The organism is Rhizobium sp. PL01, assembly GCF_033447125.1.
In the GTDB taxonomy this organism is placed as follows: domain Bacteria; phylum Pseudomonadota; class Alphaproteobacteria; order Rhizobiales; family Rhizobiaceae; genus Pararhizobium.
Genome location: NZ_JAWQUM010000005.1, coordinates 323,358 through 341,103, shown reverse-complemented (window position 1 = coordinate 341,103; position 17,746 = coordinate 323,358). Strand labels below are relative to the sequence as shown.

General features: G+C 58.4%; 16 protein-coding genes. 11 read left to right on the top strand and 5 right to left on the bottom strand.

The window, feature by feature from the left end:
• On the bottom strand, positions 1 to 681 hold the full coding sequence (locus tag R6X40_RS14825) for a sugar transferase (RefSeq protein WP_318414554.1): 681 nt from the start codon (positions 679 to 681) through the stop codon (positions 1 to 3).
• A gap of 804 nt (positions 682 to 1,485) precedes the next feature.
• Between R6X40_RS14825 and R6X40_RS14820 the strand changes: the two genes are divergently transcribed.
• Together R6X40_RS14820 and R6X40_RS14815 are read left to right on the top strand one after the other, a co-directional pair.
• Positions 1,486 to 1,773 (top strand): exopolysaccharide production repressor protein, encoded by a 288-nt coding sequence (locus R6X40_RS14820; protein WP_318414657.1) that lies wholly within the window; start codon positions 1,486 to 1,488, stop codon positions 1,771 to 1,773.
• A gap of 164 nt (positions 1,774 to 1,937) precedes the next feature.
• Positions 1,938 to 2,951, top strand: a complete 1,014-nt coding sequence (locus tag R6X40_RS14815) for a glycosyltransferase family 2 protein (protein WP_318414553.1) — start codon at positions 1,938 to 1,940, stop codon at positions 2,949 to 2,951.
• Positions 2,952 to 2,988: 37 nt separating this feature from the next.
• Here the strand turns inward: R6X40_RS14815 and R6X40_RS14810 are convergent, their stop codons facing one another.
• Entirely contained in the window at positions 2,989 to 3,939 is a 951-nt protein-coding gene (locus R6X40_RS14810) for a polysaccharide pyruvyl transferase family protein (RefSeq protein ID WP_318414552.1), read from the bottom strand.
• 103 nt (positions 3,940 to 4,042) lie between these two features.
• Positions 4,043 to 5,002 (bottom strand): glycosyltransferase family 2 protein, encoded by a 960-nt coding sequence (locus R6X40_RS14805; protein WP_318414551.1) that lies wholly within the window; start codon positions 5,000 to 5,002, stop codon positions 4,043 to 4,045.
• Positions 5,003 to 5,123: 121 nt separating this feature from the next.
• Between R6X40_RS14805 and R6X40_RS14800 the strand changes: the two genes are divergently transcribed.
• The 9 genes from R6X40_RS14800 to R6X40_RS14760 all read left to right on the top strand — a co-directional run bounded on the left by R6X40_RS14800 (position 5,124) and on the right by R6X40_RS14760 (position 16,535).
• A complete protein-coding gene (locus R6X40_RS14800) occupies positions 5,124 to 6,581 on the top strand; it encodes a lipopolysaccharide biosynthesis protein (RefSeq protein WP_318414550.1) in 1,458 nt (485 codons plus the stop codon).
• A 466-nt stretch (positions 6,582 to 7,047) separates the two neighbouring features.
• Entirely contained in the window at positions 7,048 to 8,160 is a 1,113-nt protein-coding gene (locus tag R6X40_RS14795) for an acyltransferase (RefSeq protein WP_318414549.1), read from the top strand.
• On the top strand, positions 8,157 to 8,939 hold the full coding sequence (locus R6X40_RS14790; protein WP_318414548.1) for a glycoside hydrolase family 16 protein: 783 nt from the start codon (positions 8,157 to 8,159) through the stop codon (positions 8,937 to 8,939). Before R6X40_RS14795 ends, R6X40_RS14790 begins: the two co-directional genes overlap by 4 nt.
• 89 nt (positions 8,940 to 9,028) lie before the next feature.
• Positions 9,029 to 10,228, top strand: coding sequence for a glycosyl transferase family 1 (locus tag R6X40_RS14785; RefSeq protein WP_318414547.1), 1,200 nt, complete (start codon positions 9,029 to 9,031; stop codon positions 10,226 to 10,228).
• Positions 10,225 to 11,220 carry a glycosyltransferase family 2 protein gene (locus tag R6X40_RS14780; protein ID WP_318414546.1) on the top strand — a complete coding sequence of 332 codons (996 nt, stop codon included), beginning with the start codon at positions 10,225 to 10,227 and terminating at the stop codon, positions 11,218 to 11,220. The genes R6X40_RS14785 and R6X40_RS14780 overlap by 4 nt, the downstream gene beginning before the upstream one ends.
• Positions 11,220 to 12,155 (top strand): glycosyltransferase family 2 protein, encoded by a 936-nt coding sequence (locus tag R6X40_RS14775; RefSeq protein WP_318414545.1) that lies wholly within the window; start codon positions 11,220 to 11,222, stop codon positions 12,153 to 12,155. The genes R6X40_RS14780 and R6X40_RS14775 overlap by 1 nt, the downstream gene beginning before the upstream one ends.
• The gene (locus R6X40_RS14770; protein ID WP_318414544.1) at positions 12,155 to 13,174 is read left to right on the top strand and encodes a glycosyltransferase family 2 protein; all 1,020 of its coding nucleotides are present in this window, start codon (positions 12,155 to 12,157) and stop codon (positions 13,172 to 13,174) included. Before R6X40_RS14775 ends, R6X40_RS14770 begins: the two co-directional genes overlap by 1 nt.
• Positions 13,175 to 13,178: 4 nt before the next feature.
• Positions 13,179 to 14,084, top strand: a complete 906-nt coding sequence (locus tag R6X40_RS14765) for a UTP--glucose-1-phosphate uridylyltransferase (protein ID WP_318414543.1) — start codon at positions 13,179 to 13,181, stop codon at positions 14,082 to 14,084.
• A 108-nt stretch (positions 14,085 to 14,192) separates the two neighbouring features.
• The gene (locus R6X40_RS14760; protein WP_318414542.1) at positions 14,193 to 16,535 is read left to right on the top strand and encodes a polysaccharide biosynthesis tyrosine autokinase; all 2,343 of its coding nucleotides are present in this window, start codon (positions 14,193 to 14,195) and stop codon (positions 16,533 to 16,535) included.
• Positions 16,536 to 16,544: 9 nt separating this feature from the next.
• Here the strand turns inward: R6X40_RS14760 and R6X40_RS14755 are convergent, their stop codons facing one another.
• Both R6X40_RS14755 and R6X40_RS14750 read right to left on the bottom strand, forming a co-directional pair.
• On the bottom strand, positions 16,545 to 16,769 hold the full coding sequence (locus R6X40_RS14755) for a hypothetical protein (RefSeq protein WP_318414541.1): 225 nt from the start codon (positions 16,767 to 16,769) through the stop codon (positions 16,545 to 16,547).
• A gap of 123 nt (positions 16,770 to 16,892) precedes the next feature.
• On the bottom strand, positions 16,893 to 17,639 hold the full coding sequence (locus R6X40_RS14750; RefSeq protein WP_318414540.1) for a 2OG-Fe(II) oxygenase: 747 nt from the start codon (positions 17,637 to 17,639) through the stop codon (positions 16,893 to 16,895).
• Positions 17,640 to 17,746 lie beyond the last annotated feature (107 nt).

Below are 17,746 nucleotides of genomic sequence, written 5' to 3'. Positions count from 1 at the left end.
TCAGTAACTGCCCCGGGACAGGCAGACAGCAGGAATAGTCTTGGCAACGATAACCACATCGTTGATGAACGACCAATTGGTCACATAATGCGTATCGAAGGCGATACGCGCGGCATAAGAGACGTCATTGCGGCCACTCACCTGCCAAAGTCCGGTCAGACCGGGGCGTGACTTCAGATAGAAGACGGCAGAGTGTTCATAAAGCTCAAGTTCATCTTCCACGACGGGACGCGGTCCGACGACACTCATGTCGCCACGGATGATGTTGAGCAATTGCGGCAGCTCATCAAGGCTGAGTTTGCGCAGGACGTTGCCAACGACCGTAACGCGCGGATCGTCCTGAAGCTTGCGGCTCGCCTGCCACTCCTCATAGGCCTTTGGATTTTTATGCAGATGGTCCTGCAAAATCTTGTCGGCATCCGGAGCCATCGTCCGGAACTTGAGGCAATGGAAGAAGCGGCCATTGAGACCGACGCGACGGTGTCCATAAAACACTTTGCCGCCATCGGAAAACTTCACCAGCGCCATCAGCAGCAGAAAGAGTGGGCTGAAGACAATGAGCGCCATGGACGCGGCGAAGATATCGAAACCCCTTTTTGATATTCCCCCTATCGGCCGGTGTCCCCCGGATTCGATGGTCGTAAAATACGGCGAGCTTGCCGATCGAGTCGCAGACTTCATGGGAGAAAGCTCCATTCGGGTTGGCGATTGGTCGGGTTCCCAGAGAGCCCTGGGATCAATTACATGTGAGAGTGTAGAGGGAGATTTTGATTTTTAAAGGCAGCTTTCGCCCGATTGCGACCACCCAAGGCAAATGCGGCCAAGTTTAAAATCACGGCCTCCTTTCCCGCTGCATAGATCTGGCGTGAAACTCCGATCGAACAAAATGGAAAAGTCAGAAAATTGAAAATTCTGTTGAGAAATGGGAGTTAGTACCGGAAATTAAGCCATCAATAGACATGAGAGCTCCAAATTTGATATTTAGAAACTCTTTCCAGCCCCAAAAAATACATTTTTTATTTTCTATCCGGTAAAAATATTGCACCGCAGCATTCTTTTTGCACTGCACCTTCGTTTATTCCTGATTGCTAATTTTGTAACAAAAGTTGAACGTGAAAGCGAACTTCTCCACCACCACAGGATAGATCGCCAAGCCAATACAGCTTTTGGCTGCACCCATAAGGCAATGCATCTCCAAATGTGGCCGAATCCTGTCCGCGCCTCTGTTGCATTGGAAAACCGGGGCTTGCTGACGAAATTGACGGTGGATTCCACCAAAAATGTTACGGTTGCGGAGCAATCGATAGATGATTTTAAATGCAGGCTAAGAATTCGTACGGTAAATGACGTAAATGTAATGAAACAGAATGCTTCAACGCGATTGAAACCGCGATGCGTGTTCGATATGTTAATAATCACCTAAGAGGAAAAGGTGGAATTTTCAATGATGTCTACAAATCAAGACATAATATTGAGGACGATCTGATGTTTGCACCGCGGGTTTTGGTCAGCATGATCGGAGCGTTGGCCGTTTTTGCCATCGTCACCTTTATCCTGACAGGCTCTGCCTGGACGACAGCATGGCAGACGCTGGTCTGCGCGGTGCTTGTGCAAGCCGGATATTTCATCGCCGTTTTGTTTTTGGTGGCGAAGGAAGGCCGGGACCGCCGCAACGCGACCCAACGTCAGTCGCCAGTGTCTGCAGCGGCTGTTGACGACAAAGAGCCGAAAACTATTCGCGTGCCGAACAGCCCCGGCCACTTCAATTCCTGAATGTGCGCCTGAACTGGCATTCAGGCAGCCGGGCTCTCATTGATCCCCGCCGCCCTTCGCGAGTGCTCCAAGCCCATTGCTCTCTTCGCATATGCAACATCGCGCCTTGCCCCCTGTCCAAAGCCGACCTAGGTTCGGCGCGACAGCGATGAAGGAATGCGATCATGAAACCGAATGCAGATGTCTGCGTCATCATCGCCGCGAAGAACGCGGCCGAAACGATTGGGCGAGCCATCATCTCGGCACTCAGAGAGCCTGAAACCGCCGAGGTTGTCGTCGTCGATGACGGATCGAACGACAGCACCGGCGACTTGTCCCAAAGAGCGGATGATGGCAGCGGACGGCTGACGATCGCCCGGTTCGAGCTCAACAGGGGGCCGGCTGCGGCCCGTAACCATGCCATTTCAATCTCGAAAGCACCGGTTCTGGCGATCCTCGATGCCGATGACTTCTTCTTTCCCGGCCGGCTGAAAAACCTGTTGTCGCAAACGGACTGGGATTTTATTGCCGACAACATTGCCTTTGTCGATGAGGAGAAGGCGGAGGATGCGCATCTTGCGCTAGAGAGCTTCCCGGCGGCCCCGCGAAGTCTCACCCTCGGCGAATTCATCGAAGGCAATATCTCCAAACGCGGCGTCCGGCGTGGTGAGATCGGGTTTCTAAAACCGCTGATGCGGCGTGATTTTCTGGATGCCCATCAGCTCCGTTATCAGGAAAGCCTGCGGCTGGGCGAGGACTATGACCTCTACGCCCGCGCCCTGACCAAAGGCGCACGCTACAAGATCATCCACAGCTGTGGCTACGGCGCTGTCGTCCGCGGCGATTCCCTCAGCAGCAGTCACCGCACCATCGACCTGAAGCGGCTCTATGAGGCCGACAGGGCAATTCTCACCCAGACCGACCTATCACCGCAGGCACGAGCACTGATTACCCAGCACGAACATCACATTCGCGGGCGATACGAGCTTCGGGAATTCCTCGACATCAAGCGGCAGTCCGGCGCGAAAGCCGCGCTGTCTCATGCGCTTGGTCATCCGGCATCCATTCCGGCGATCGCCTGCGGGATCCTCGCCGACAAGACGGATCGTTTCCGCCGGCAATCCGATGCGGCACCGGTCGCACTGGGCGGATCCGGAGGCTTGCGCTATCTCCTGCAGCCGCCATCACCTGCGCCATAAGGGCAGGCTTGATGGCGGACTGAAGTGTTGGGGTGGCCTAGAAGTAGTCGCGGCGCACCGCCGCGATGACGTCGAGAAAGCGTTCCTTGCGCTCCGCGAGGGCGTGATCGGCGCTAAGTTGCGGCGTGGCGCGCGTTGCCTGCCAGAGAGACAGCGTCGAGGGGGCCGCCAGCAACTGTTTGGCCGCAACCCGCAACGATGTCTGCTTGGGATCTCGGGCGGCGAGCATGACGCTTTCGTCGATCTGACGCTTGTTCGGATCATCGAGTGCCGGCTGATGCGCGTCGAAATCGACGCCCCAGAATTTCGCCCCCTTGATGATGGCTTCCGCGCGGCTGGAAACCGGAATGTGACGCGGGCGATAGACGACGCCGACGGTGTGGGCCCAATCGTTCCACTTGAAGCTGTTGATGCTGTTGGAGGTCGTCACCGCCACCCACGGCACGCGAAAAGCGTCGGCGAGAATGGCACCATGCATCGATTCCGCCACGATCAGTTCCGACTGGGCTATCTCGCGGATGACATCCTTCGCCTCGCCGCGCGGATCGATGTAATGCAGGCCGACCGTCTGGCAGATCGTCGGCCACATGCCGGCAATCGCCGATTCCCAATGGGGCACGAAGCTCTTCTTGTACTTCTTCGGCAGATCTTTGAACTCGGGCATTTCGGCGACCATGACGGCCGGATCGATAATGCCCAGCTTGGGATCGACGCCGACTTTCTGCGCGGTCAACGGTCCGCGAACGCAACGGATGTCCCATTCCGCACTGTTGCTCATATCGGGCAAGGAGCCGTAGCCAAAGCCGCTGCCGAGCACCAGCTTGTGCCGCCCTTCCGGCAAGAGAGCACGGTTCAGCACCGTGCCGACCCCGACGAGCAGAGTTTCCGGACGAACATCGCGAAATCCCGGGATCAGAAAATCCCAGAGCCACAGGTTGAGATCGTCGCCGAAGTTTCCGTGAGCGGATTCCCAGTAATAAGGGTCCATGACTGTCTCCTTCATGCGTAACGCAAGGAATTGCGAGCGCGTGAAATGCCGTGGCAATCACGCGCGTCAATGGGCGCAGCAAAAAATGCTGCACCTGCGAAGGCTAGCGTGATAACTTGCCGACGGCAAGCTGAAGCGCGCTTTGCAGCAGCTTCGGATCACGCCAGACCCAGCGGGCCAGCAGATTGAACTGCGGCATCTTCCGCCGTTTGATCAGCCGCGCCTGGCTCCAGAGGGCCTGCCGGCGCGCGGTATGCTTGTAGGAATGGATGGACGCGATTTCCGCCGGCTTGCGGGAAAAGCGGCCTTCCAAAGTGTCGAGCGCAACCCAGGTGTTGAACTGCTGCGACAGGAACTGCGGAGAATCACTATCGATGCTGTGGAAGATATTGATCCCCTCGCCGCGCACGGCACCCGGCTCGTTGCACAGGATGATGCGATCGGCTGCGATGGCGCAGTCGCAGAAGAACAGCACGTCCTCTGCCGCCAGACGCAACTCGGCTTCGAAGCGCACGGTCTCGAACAGCTTTCGTCCGATCACCATGCAGGACAGGTGCAAAAAGCTCCAGTTGCGCAGCATGACCTGCGAAAACTCGGGGACCTCCAGTACCAGCGGTGTTTCGGAAAGCCGTGTGACCTTTTCGGTCTTTTCCAGTTCGGCCATGTCGAAATGATAGTAGAAGGCATCGCCACCGGTAATGGATGCCCAATAGCAATCGGCCCCGAAGCGGGTCATCGTATCCTGTGCGTTCTGCAGATGATCCGGTGTCCACAGATCGTCGGAATCGAGAAAGGCGACAAAATCGGTTTGCGACGGGACATTGTCGAGCCCCGTGTTTCGCGCACCGCCCGGGCCGGCATTCGGTTGTTTGATAACACGGATGCGCGCCTGCTGTTCGGCGCTCAAGCTTTCAAGATCTGTTTCGATCGGGAAAGGCGACTGGTCATCAACGATGACGACATCGAAATTCTGGTAGGTCTGCGCGAACACGGAGCCCAACGCCCGCTGCAGAATTCCGGCCTGTTTCTGGTAGTACGGAATAACAACTGTAAACTTCGCCATCTTTTTGCCCCTGCGGTTTTCCTAGAAGATGCTTCCTGGTTCCTCCCATCAGGTCGCGGCTGCGTCTGTAACGCGTCTCCCGTGTCCTTGATCCTCCCCATCGCCACACAGGATTTACGTCATGCCTCCTACAGTTAACGTCAAATCCGTCACAAGCAATGTCGGTTGGAGCATCTTATCCAAGACAAGTACATTCGGGCTTAAGTTTGTCACGGTGCCGATTTTGGCCCGTATCCTGACCCCGGAAGAGTTCGGCGCGGTCGCCGTAGCGCTCACCGTGGTGCAGTTTCTGGCCATGATCGGCGGGGCTGGATTGACCTCGGCGCTGGTGATCCAACGCGAGGAGGAGATGGAAACCGTCCATTCCGTCTTCTGGGCAAACCTGGCGATTTCCTGTCTGATGGCGCTCGGTCTTTTTATCTGGGCAGACTTCTTTGCCACCCTTCTCGGCGCCCCAGAGGCCGCCTATCTGTTGAAACTCATGAGCTTTCTCATTCCCCTCCAGCTCGGAGGAGACGTCGCCTATTCGCTGCTCGCAAGGCGGATGAATTTCAGCAAGGACGCCGTCTGGAGCATGATTTCCGAATCGCTCGGTGCCATCGTTGCCGTTGTGCTCGCTCTTTTCGGATGGGGCGTCTGGGCCTTGATGGCGCAGCTCTTCGTCTCGGCGCTGGTGCGGCTCTGCGGCCTCTATGCCGTGTCTCACTATATGCCGCGCTTCGTCTTTCATCCCAAACGGGTTCTTGGGCTCAGCCGCTTCAGCCTGGGCATGATGGGCTCGGAAGTCGCCAACTTCATCACCTTCCAGTCGCCGATGGTGATCATCTCGCGCTATCTCGGCCTTGCCGATGCTGGCGCCTATTCAGCCGCCAACCGGTTTGCCAGCATTCCCAACCAGGTGGTGCTTTCCGCCGTTATGGGTGTCCTCTTCCCCGCGTTCAGCGGCATGATGGATGACAAGGAGCGCCGGTCGCAGGCGCTGATGTTCTCGACGCAGGTAACCACGGTGCTTCTGGCGCCGATGATGTTCGGTCTCTGGGCGTTGGCGGAACCGGCGATGCGCGTGCTGTTCGGCCCGCAATGGGCCTATGCCTGGCCGGTTCTCGGATTGCTGGCGTTGTCAAAAGGCATCCTCACGCCCTGCAGTACCTTCATTCCCTATCTCAAGGGCGTGGGACATGGCCGGGCGCTGTTCTGGTCGGCCATCATCCGGGCGATCGTGACCTGCGCCGCCGTTGCCTATGGCGCGAGCACAGGCAAGCTGATCGACGCAATAATCTGGCTCTGCATCGTCAACGCCGTAACGCTGATCGGTTATTCCTGGGCAGTGTTCAGGGCGGATGGAACGCCGTTCTTCAAGGGACTGTATGTCAGTAGCCGCCCGATGCTAATGGCCCTGGTGATGGCGTTTGCCGTTCGTTATCTGCTCGAGACGTTCGGTTCCCTGATGCCGAACCCCATCCTGCAGATCCTTGCCGGCGCAGCGATCGGCGGTCTGATCTATGTCCTGTTCGTGCTTCTTTCGGAACGCCCACTGCTGGCGAAAATCTATCAGCTCGTTAAAAACAGGCGGGCTTGAGGCCGGGGCCAAAACACTCCGGCGCGAAGCTCTGCCGAACATGCCGCAATGATTGCAAGGGCGCCTTATTTCGGAACAGGCGCCCCAATATCACGCGGATTTCACAAACCTTGACGTGTGGAATAGCGCATTTTCAAAACTAATTTTTGCGGTCGGCAAACTTTGTCATGCTGCGTATATTATAAAACTCTGATGTTACGCAACATCCTATCCCCGCGCATTTTTCTGAGCTCCCAAGCAGAATCCAGGCATTTTTTCCGGCGGTTTTCCCTTCTCTAAAACCGCGTGCATTGCAGCATCTTGATGGTTTTTTCTGTTGCAGTGCCATATTTTTCGGGATGTGCTGCCCTATCTTCGAGATGCAGGCACGAGTCTGCTCTGGTTGAAACGCCGCTTCGGGGGGAGTGGCCAAACAGGGGATGTCGTCTTGGTTATCGACGCGAACATATCATCGCGGATCAATCTGATGCGCATCTTGCTCATCTCGGGAATTGTCTTCGTACATGTCCCTTTTGATCCACAGACCAGCCCGTTTCTTGGGGCCAATGGCTTCATCGACTGGGTGCGAGTGTTTCTCGGCGACAGCCTTTTCAGGGTTGGCGTTCCGTGCCTGAGTGCTATTTCCGGCTACCTGATGTTCCGCCGGGGGCTCGATGCGTTCGACTACGGCACGACCATCCGCTCCAAGGCGCGCACGGTGCTGCTGCCGTTCCTGATCTGGAACCTCTCTTTTCTGGCGCTCGTTCTTTTGGCCCAGAAAAGCGGCATCGGCTTTGGCTATCTCCCCGACGCGATCAACGCGAGCCCACGCGAAATGGCGACACTTGCCTTTGCGATAGAAGGCTTGCCGATCAACGTGCCGCTCTACTTCCTGCGCGACCTGCTCTTGTGCATCGTGCTTGCGCCGGTCCTTGGCATCCTGATCAAGCGCTATCCCCTAACAATCCTGGCACTCTTCTTCGCCTATGCCGTACTGCCGGTCCCCAACGGTATCTTCCTGAAGAAATCGATCCTGTTCGGCTTCAGCTGCGGCATCTATGCCAGCCTTCACCAGATCGATATCCGGGCGCTGGACCGGCACGCGGCAATGATATCCACGCTGTTTCTGATGGCGACCGTCATGCTGGCGACCGCGCTCTATTGGACCGGACCTGACTATCCGGTCTGGATCGACATGCTGCGCAGCCTGACGGCAATCGGCGGCATTGTCGGCTCCTGGGCGATCTCAGTCATCCTTATCCGCTCCCGGCTCGGAGAACGGCTTTCCCGGTCGCAAGGCCTGAGCTTCTGGATATTCTGTGCCCATTACCCTTTGCTGATCGCGTTCTGGATGGTCTGGAACCGCGCAGCCCAGCCCAGCCTCTACCCGCTCTTTTACTTCTCGGCGCCCATTCTAGCCCTTCTCATTTTGGTCGCCGCCCACAAGGTAGCGAAACGCCTGACACCCAAGCTGCACGCCGTTTTGACCGGCAGCCGCGCGGACCGGTCTCCGTCCGCGACAATGCGTAAGCCGGACACCGGGACAAACCAGAAGGGCTGGCCCGACACCCATTCCCCAAAGGAAAAAGCGACACGATGACTCAATCGATCATAAAAAAGCTTCTCGTCCTTTCGGCGGTTACCGCCGCCATTCCGACTGCAGCCTTTGCCCAAGGCGCCAAATCCGGCACCTCTTTCGTCGAGAATTTCGACACGATCAACAACAAGATCTGGTACGTTTCGGACGGCTGGGACAATGGTGCGCATCAGAACTGCACCTGGTCGAAAGATCAGGTCTCTGTCGAAAATGGCGTGCTCGAACTCACCTTCGAGCAACGCAAGGCCGGTAAGCGCGACTATGCCTGCGGCGAGATCCAGACCCGCAAACGCTTCGGCTACGGCACCTATGAGGCGCGTATCAAAACGGCGGATGGGTCCGGATTGAACTCCGCATTCTTCACCTATATCGGCCCGACCGATAAGAAGCCGCATGACGAAATCGACTTCGAGGTGCTGGGCAAGGATTCCGGCAAGGTTCAGGTCAACCAGTATATTTCGGCCAAGGGTGGCAACGAGAAGCTTGTCGATATCGAAGGCGGCGCCAATGCCGGTTTCAACGACTACGCCTTCGTCTGGGAAAAGCATCGGCTGCGCTATTATTTGAACGGCAAGCTGGTGCAGGACGTCACCGATCCCTCGAAAATTCCGACCAATGACCAGAAGATCTTCTTCAGCCTCTGGGGCACCGACACGCTGAGCAGCTGGATGGGCAAGTTCGACTATCAGGGGCCGGCAAAAATGCAGATCGACCGCGTCGCCTACACCCTGCCCGGCGAAAAATGCCAGTTCCCCGATTCCATCACCTGTACGCTCGATTGACGACTGTTAGCGCACGCAACACTCATGTTGCGGCGCACAAAAAACTGAATTAGGCTTGGCCGTAGCTGAGCGGGAAACGGGAAGTTTTCATGCTGGATGTATTATATCTCGCCCATGATGTGGCGGACCCGGCAATCAGGCGCAGAACCCTGATGCTCGAAGCCGGTGGCGCCAATGTCACGGTTGCGGGCTTCCGGCGGGGCGTGGATACGCCTGCTGTCGACGGACATATCGAGCTCGGCGTCACCGGGGACGGCCGGTTCGGCCAGAGAATTGCCGCCGTCGGCAAGGCGGCCGTGGCACTTGGCGGCAAGCTTCGCGGCGTTGGAAAGCCCGGCATCATCATTGCTCGAAATCTCGAAATGCTGGCGCTTGCCAACAGGGCGAATGCGGTTTTCGGTGGCGATGTGCCGATCGTCTATGAATGCCTGGACATTCACCGGCTCCTGCTGCGCAAGGACTTTCCCGGCCGCGCACTGCGTGCTGCCGAACACTATCTTGGGCGGAACGTCAGCCTGTTGATCACCAGCTCGCCGGCCTTCATCGAAAACTATTTCCGGCCAATCTCGCGCCTCAAGGCGCCGGTGATGCTGCTGGAAAATCAAGTGATAGAGCTTGAAGGCACCGCCAGCATGCAAACCGCCCGCCCCCGTCCGCCACAGCCAGGTGCCCCCTGGAAGATCGGCTGGTTCGGCGCTCTGCGTTGCCGCAAATCTCTGAAATTGCTTGCCGAATTTACACGCGCCATGGATGGAAAATTCGAAGTCGTGCTGCGCGGGCGTCCCGCCTATTCGGAATTCGACGATTTCGACGGCTTCGTCGAGAACGAGCCGTTCATCAGCTTTCACGGGGCCTACAAGAACCCCGAGGACCTTGCCCGGATTTACGACGACGTCCAATTTTCCTGGGGGATCGACTTTTTCGAGGAAGGCCTGAATTCCAGCTGGCTGCTGCCGAACCGGCTCTATGAGGGATGCCGCTACAATGCCGTGCCGATTGCCATGCGCGGTACGGAAACCGCGCGTTTCATCAGCGCCAAGCACATCGGTCTCGTTCTGGACAGCGCCGACAGCACGGCCCTCGCCACCCTTTTGTCCACCATGACGAAGGAGCGCTATCTCGCCGAATTCGGCAAGGTCGCAGCCACGGGCGCGCAGGCCTGGGTCATCGATCGCGCCGATTGCCAGCGGCTGGTCAACCGGCTTGCCACGCTTCGCACCGCTGCTGCCCAGACGGCATCACTCCATGAGCTCTCCCAAACGCACAGCAACAAGGGTGGACTGCTATGAACGCCAATGATCCGAAGCATGGCCGCAGCCTGATCGTTATCCCCTGCCTCAACGAGGCCAAATATATCGAAGCCCTGATCATCAAGCTTGGCGGCGCCATGCACGATCTCGGTGCCGATCTGGTCGTGGTCGATGGCGGCAGCACCGACGGAACGCGTGAGATCGTCGAGCGAATGTCGACGGTCAATCCGAAAGTGCGCCTGCTCGATAATCCGAAGAAAATCCAGAGTGCTGCCATCAATCTCGCTGTCGGAACGCTCGGCGCTGATTACGACTACATGATCCGCATCGACGCCCATGGCGAATATCCGGACGATTATTGCCAACGCCTGATGGAGGACGCCATCGCCACCGGTGCGGATTCCGTTGTCGTCGCCATGCAAACCGTCGGCTTCAGCACATTCCAGAAGGCCACGGCCTACGCCCAGAATTCCAAGCTCGGCAATGGCGGCTCCAAACATCGCACGGGTGCCGCCGGTCATTGGGCCGATCACGGCCACCATGCGCTGATGCGAATTTCGGCGTTCCAGGCCGTTGGCGGCTATGATGAGATGTTCAGCCACAACGAGGACGCCGAGTTCGACTACCGCCTCAACAAGGCGGGGTACCGGATCTGGATGACCGACAAGACCAGCATGATTTACCATCCGCGCAGCACTGCGAAGGCACTTTTCCGCCAGTATTTCGGTTACGGCCGCGGCCGGGCCAAAAACGTCCTCAAGCATCGCGCCATGCCGAGCATCCGCCAAATGTTGCCGCTCGCCGTCGTTCCGGTCGCCATCGGCGCCTTGCTCGCGATCATCAATTGGGCCGCTGTCATTCCCTTTGGCCTCTGGGCCGTGGCGTGCCTTGGCTACGGAGTGTGGATGGCCTTGGGCCAGAAGAACCCATATGGCCCGCTCGCCGCCGTTTCCGCCATGGTAATGCATTTCGCCTGGTCGGCCGGTTTCTGGCGCGAGCTTCTCGATTTCCGCAGCCGCCGGGTCGCCTGATGAAAACAGGTCTCGATCTCATCCGCATCGATATTGGCGTCTGCACCTATCGCCGCCCGGAACTCGAACAGACGTTGCGTTCGCTGGGTAGCATTGCCGTGCCCGAAGGCGCGCAGATCCGGATCATCGTCGCCGACAATGATGATAGGCCGAGCGCGAAAGCTCGGGTAGACGCCCTGCGCGCTGCCGTTCAACACGAGATCGTCTACGTCCATTGCCCTTCCTCAAATATCTCGATTGCCCGCAATGCCTGCCTCGACAACGCCACAGGAGATTTCCTGGCGTTCATTGACGATGACGAGACCGCCAGCCAGGACTGGATCGCCCAGTTGATCCAGACGGCAGTGGCAACGGCGGCCGATGTCGTTCTTGGTCCGGTCAAAGCCACCTACGGCAGCGATGCGCCCGGCTGGATGCAACAAGGCGATTTTCATTCGACGTTCCCGGTTTGGGTCGGCGACCGGATCATCACCGGTTACACCTGCAACGTCCTTCTGCGCCTGGCAGCACCATCGCTTACCGGACGGCGCTTCAACCTGGCGCTCGGCCGCAGCGGTGGAGAAGATACGGAGTTCTTTACCCATACGCACCGGATGGGCGGCAAAATCACCTATGCGCCGGCCGCCTGGGTCGAGGAACCTGTGCCAGCCAAACGCGCCGCCTTCTCGTGGCTCGCCAAGCGCAAATTCCGCTTCGGCCAGACGCACGGACGGCTGATCGCCACCGGGACAGGAGCCGCAGGCAAAATCCGCCAACTGGCGCTTGCTGCAGCCAAAAGCGGTTTTTGCGGACTGGCTAGTGCAGCACTGTTTTTCTCACCTGTACGGCGTAACCGGTACATCCTGCGCGCTTTCATGCATGCAGGCGTCGTCGTCGGACTGCTTGGCGTCAGGGAAATCGAGCAGTACGGCGCAACCGTGGCGAGGTCGTCCTGATGGAGCAGCATCGTCCTGATGCCACATTCATCGTCGCCGCCTTCAAGGCCGGAGAGACGATCGAACGCGCCATCGACAGTGCGCTGGCACAAATCGGTGTCAGCGTCGAGGTCGTTGTCATCGATGATTGTTCACCGGATAACACGGCTGACATCGTGAATGCCTATACCGATCCGCGCGTCCGGCTGATCCGCCTTGAAAACAATCGCGGGCCCGGTGGCGCCCGTAATGCAGGCTTTGACGCCGCGCGTGGCGACTGGATCGTTATTCTTGATTCTGACGATGCGGTTTCGCCGGACCGCACCGCGCGGATGATCGCGCGGGCCAAGGCCGCAAAGGCCGAGATCGTCGTCGACAATGTCGATGTCGTGCCGCTGGACGGCCAGGTCAAACGGATGTTCGAGGAAGCCCAGCTTTCCGCGCTTGGAATGCTGACGCTTCCAGCTTTCATCAGCTCGAATGTGCTGTTTCAGTCGGAGCATAACTACGGCTACATGAAGCCGATCTTCGAGCGCCGGTTTATTGAGGAGCATGGCTTGCGTTTCGACGAGAGCCTGCCGATCGGCGAGGATTATCTGCTTTTGGCATCGGCGCTTGCCAAGGGCGGCCGCTGCGCTGTCGAGCCGGTTGCTGGCTATACCTATTACATTCGCAGCGGGTCGATCTCCCGGGTGCTGAAGCTGCACCAGGTGGATGCCATGCTGGCGGCCGATGCCGCGTTTCTGCAGACCCACCGGCTGGATGCGGCGTCGATGGAGGCCCAGGAACGGCGCCACCGCAGCATCGAAGATGCACGATCCTTCATCATCCTGGTCGATCAGATCAAGGCACATTCCCTTTCCGGCGCGGTCAAGACCGCGTGGAGAAACCCGGCGGCAATCCGGCATTTGCGGATGCCTATTGCCGTCCGACTGCGGCGTCTGATGGCGCCGTTTATCGCAATTCGCCCTTTCGGTCCCCCGCCGGAAACGATGAATAGAACCACCCCGGGCAACAGCCCGCACAAGAACAAAGGATAGTTCTATGGCTCCTATCAGACCCGTTCGCAAAGCCGTTATCCCCGTCGCCGGAAACGGCACGCGGTTTCTGCCCGCCACCAAGGTTATGCCGAAGGAAATGCTGACCATCGTCGATCGTCCTGTCGTGCAATATGCCGTCGAGGAAGCGATGCAGGCTGGCATCGAGCACATTGTGTTCGTCACCGGCCGTAACAAGCAGGCCATTGAAGACCATTTCGACGATGTGCCCGAACTGATTTCGTCATTGACCCGATCGGGCAAGGACGCCCAGCTTTCCGAACTGGCGCGCATGCTTCCAACCGCCGGCTCCGTCAGCTTCACTCGCCAGCAGGCGCCGCTTGGCCTTGGCCACGCAGTCTGGTGCGCCCGCGATCTGATCGGCGACGAACCCTTCGCGCTGCTGCTGCCGGATATGATTTCCTATGGCGCCCGTGGCTGCATGGCGGGTCTGATGGATCTCTACAACGATGTCGGTGGCAATGTTGTCGCTGTCGAGCAGTGCGCGCCCGAGGACACGTCGAAATACGGCATCGTCGGCATGGGCGGCAAAACCCGGCATGGTTTTGAGGTGACGCAGATGGTGGAAAAGCCCCCCGTTGCCGAGGCACCGTCCAACTATTACCTGAACGGCCGTTATGTCCTCCAGCCGGAGATCTTTTCGATCCTGGCGCATCAGCAGCGCGGCGCCGGTAACGAAATCCAGTTGACCGACGGCATGCTGCGCCTATCGGCAGAACAATCGTTCCACGCTCACCCGTACGAAGGCCGGACCTTCGATTGCGGCTCCAAGCAGGGCTTCATCGAGGCGAACGTCGCTTTCGCTCTGGCGCGGGCCGATATCGGCAATCTCGTGTTCGAATCCGTCCGCGAGATGGTTCTGTCGCACGAACAGTCGATGCGGGCTGCCTGAAAATAACGATTTTTCAGCGGCTTGGTGTCGTCGAACAATCTGGTCTCACCCCTGCCGCGTTTTGGGGTGAGAACCAACCACGAAAAATACCCGGAGACACGACGGCCCATGAATCAAAGACCTCTTCCGTTGAACACAGTCCCATCGCTGAAAAGCGATGAGTCCGACACGTTCATCGATCTGAACCGGCTGACCGCGATCGCGTTGCGCCGTTCAAGGGTCGTGGCCGCCTGCGTCATCCTCTGCTTCCTGCTCGGATCGTTGTATCTGCTGTTTGCAACGCCGGTCTACACATCGCAGACGCAGATCCTGCTCGACGACAATCTGTCCAAATATGCCGAAGAGGCCCCGTCGCCGCAAAGCGCTCAACAGGCAGACACGCAGCTTTCCAGCGCTGTCGAAATCCTGAAATCCGGGGAACTGGCATTGCGCGTCACCGACGCGGAAAACCTCGGGGAGAACGACACGGTTCTCAATCCACCACAATCGCTGATGTCCATGGTGAAGTCGGCGGTCAAATCGGTCACCGGCATCTTCGGCTCGCGGCCGGAGATTTCCGAAGCGGCGGCCCGCAACGGTAAGCGGGAAACGGCAGCGGCCTATATCCAGCAGGCGCTGACAGTCGAGCGCGTGTCGCGAAGCTCGGTCGTTGCACTCTCCTATAAATCGACAGATCCGAAGCTTGCCGCAACCATTACCCGCGCCTATGCCAATGCCTATCTGACCGACCAGCTGAATGCGAATTTCGACGCCACCGAGCGCGCTTCGGTCTGGCTGCAGGAACGCTTGACCGACCTTGGCCAGCGCGCGCAAGCAGCGTCTCTCGAGGCGGAGAAATTCAAGGCGGAAAACGGCTTGACCTCGACGCGTGGCGAGTTGATGTCGGAACAGCAACTGTCCGATCTCAACAGCCAGTTGATTGTCGCGCAGGCCGACAGCGCCAGTGCATCCGCCCGCTACAACCAGTTCAAATCGATCATCGACCAAGGCGCCGAAAACGCCGTGAACAACGCGACGATCTCCTCGAACCAGACCGACAATTCGGTCATTCAGGATTTGCGGACGCGCTACCTCGCCGTCAGCAAGCGCGAGCAGGCCGTCACCCAGAATTTCAGCGCCGACCACCCCCAGGCCGTCAGCCTGCGGGCGGAAAAGACCGAGCTTGCCGGCCAGATTTTCCGAGAACTGCAGCAGATCACCGGCAGCTACCGCAACGAATTCGAGGTCGCCCAATCCCGCGAAGCATCGTTGCGCAAGAGCATCGAAGGCGTGGTGGGCAACAACTCGCAGGCCAACCGGTCGCTGGTTCAACTGCGCGGGCTGGAACAACGGGCAACGGCGCTGAAAACGCTCTACGAATCCTATCTTGCCCGCTTCGAGCAAGCGGCGCAGCAACGCTCATTCCCGATTGCAAAAGCCCGCATCATCTCCGACGCGGGTGTCCCTGTCTCGCCGTCCGCTCCGAAACGGACGATGGTGCTCGCACTCTCGATTGTACTCGGCTTCATGCTGGGTGCCGTCATCGCCGGCCTTCAGGAGTTTCGCGAGCGGTTCTTCCGCCTGGAGGAGGATATCCGCTCGGTGCTTGGACACAAATCTCTGGGCTACCTGCCCCTGATCGGCAAAAAGACCGTCAGCATGTGGAGCAAGACGCGGGAGCGGCTTTCCAAGACCGAACTGGACAAGGCCGACACCCCGCCAGATGCCGACATGCCACTGACACGGATGACCCGGATTGCCGTCGATGCGCCGCGATCGGCGTTTGCCGAGACGCTGCGCAACGCCAAACTTGCCAGCGACGTCATCCTTCAAGGCCGCCCCAACCGGGTAATCGGCGTCGTCTCGGCGCTGCCGGGCGAAGGTAAATCGACCATTGCTGCGAATTTCGCCGGGTTGCTGGCCGCCAGCGGGAAACGCACACTGCTGATCGACGCCGATATCCGCAACCCGGCCATCAGCCGGATGATTTCACCGGCACCGAAAACAGGATTGGTGGAAGCCGTTCTAGGCGAAGAAGAATGGACTACAGGTCTCAGGGTCGATCCGCAGACCCGGCTTGCAATCTTGCCGATCGCGCCGCGTGACCATCTTTACCACACCAATGAACTGCTTGCCTCGCAGGGTATGGAAACGCTGATTGCCAACGCGCGGAAGAACTTCGACTACGTTATCGTCGATCTTGCACCGCTGGCTCCCGTCATCGATGCCAAGGCATTTTCGCCGTTTGCGGACGGGTTCCTGATGGTGATCGAATGGGGCAAGACCCCTGCGCGCCTGGTCCGGGACGTGCTGCAGTCCGATCCGCAATTCAACGCCAAGATTCTCGGCGTGATGCTCAACAAGACGGATATGGACGAGCTTGGAAAATACAGTGATTTCGGCGCGGCGGAAAAATACCGCAAGAGCTATGAGAGCTATTACATTGAACAGCCATTGAAGGCCGGGCGCTGAGGGACCCCCTCAGCGCAAGCCTGGCTGACGATCCGCGTCCAGCCCGAAGATCGCCACAAGCGCCATCAGAAAAACCACGACGGCAATCGCCGCCGCACAAAAGGTATAGACGATCAGGTATTCCAGAAGGCAGGGTAGGAAAAGCAGCGCCCGGATGAAGGCCGGCTGCGACCGCGCCCAACCGCCTATGCCGTTTCTCATATAATTTTCGAAACGATGCGTGACGCTCGACATGACTGGCCGCTCCATCAATCTTTAGACAAAATTTACCAAAGATGCTTGAGCTACGCAACCGATACCCGGCCGCTAAATCTGGCAGGAATCGGCGCCTTTCCGCGCTTTGCGACACATAACGCCTTATTTGGCATCGTGAAAAATAATGCCGACGGTGTGCCGCAGGCCGGAGCGAATGCGGCTGACGCCATGGCGCAAATTGACCCGGTAATTACCCCTCGTGCCCTGGACCGGTCGATTGTGGACCGCAAAAGCGACGGCATCGCCCTGCCGTAACGGCACGACTTCTGCCCGGCTCTGCATGCGCGGGCGCTGTTCCGTCAGCACGAATTCACCGCCGGTAAAATCCTCTCCCGGCTCAGAGAGAAGGATCGCCACCTGGATGGGGAATGCGAGGTCGCCGTAGAGATCCTGGTGAAGGCAATTGAAATCGCCGGGCACATATTGCAGCAATAGCGGCGTCGGCCGGGTCTGGCCGGCGTCGTGGCATTGTTTCAGAAACACGCCATGTTCGGACGGATAGCGTTCAGCCATGCCCATCCGCTCGTTCCATGCGTTGGCGACATTGGACAGACGCGGATAGAGAGCAGTGCGCAAATCTCCCAGAAGGTCCGGTAGGGGATATTTGAAATAACGGTATTCGCCCTTGCCGAAGCCATGACGGGCCATATGGATATGGCTGCGGAAGTGTTTTTCCTCAGGATAGAGCCCGGCAATCTGGCGGCATTCCTCGGGCGACAGCAGCTTTTCAAGGGCTGCGCAGCCGAAGCCGTTGATCTCTTCGCTGAGATGATTCCAATCATATCGCCCGACACGCGCCTCAGCGGATAGCGCGGCAGAAACCGGCAGGGTTGTCGAATGTGCGTTCATCTCGAAGCTTCCATTGTTGCGACGGTGGAGGCTTTTTGAATGGCGGTTTGAGCTGCGGGCCGCCACCCGTTTCCTGCGCGATCTTTATCGGGTGGAAAATTCCGTAA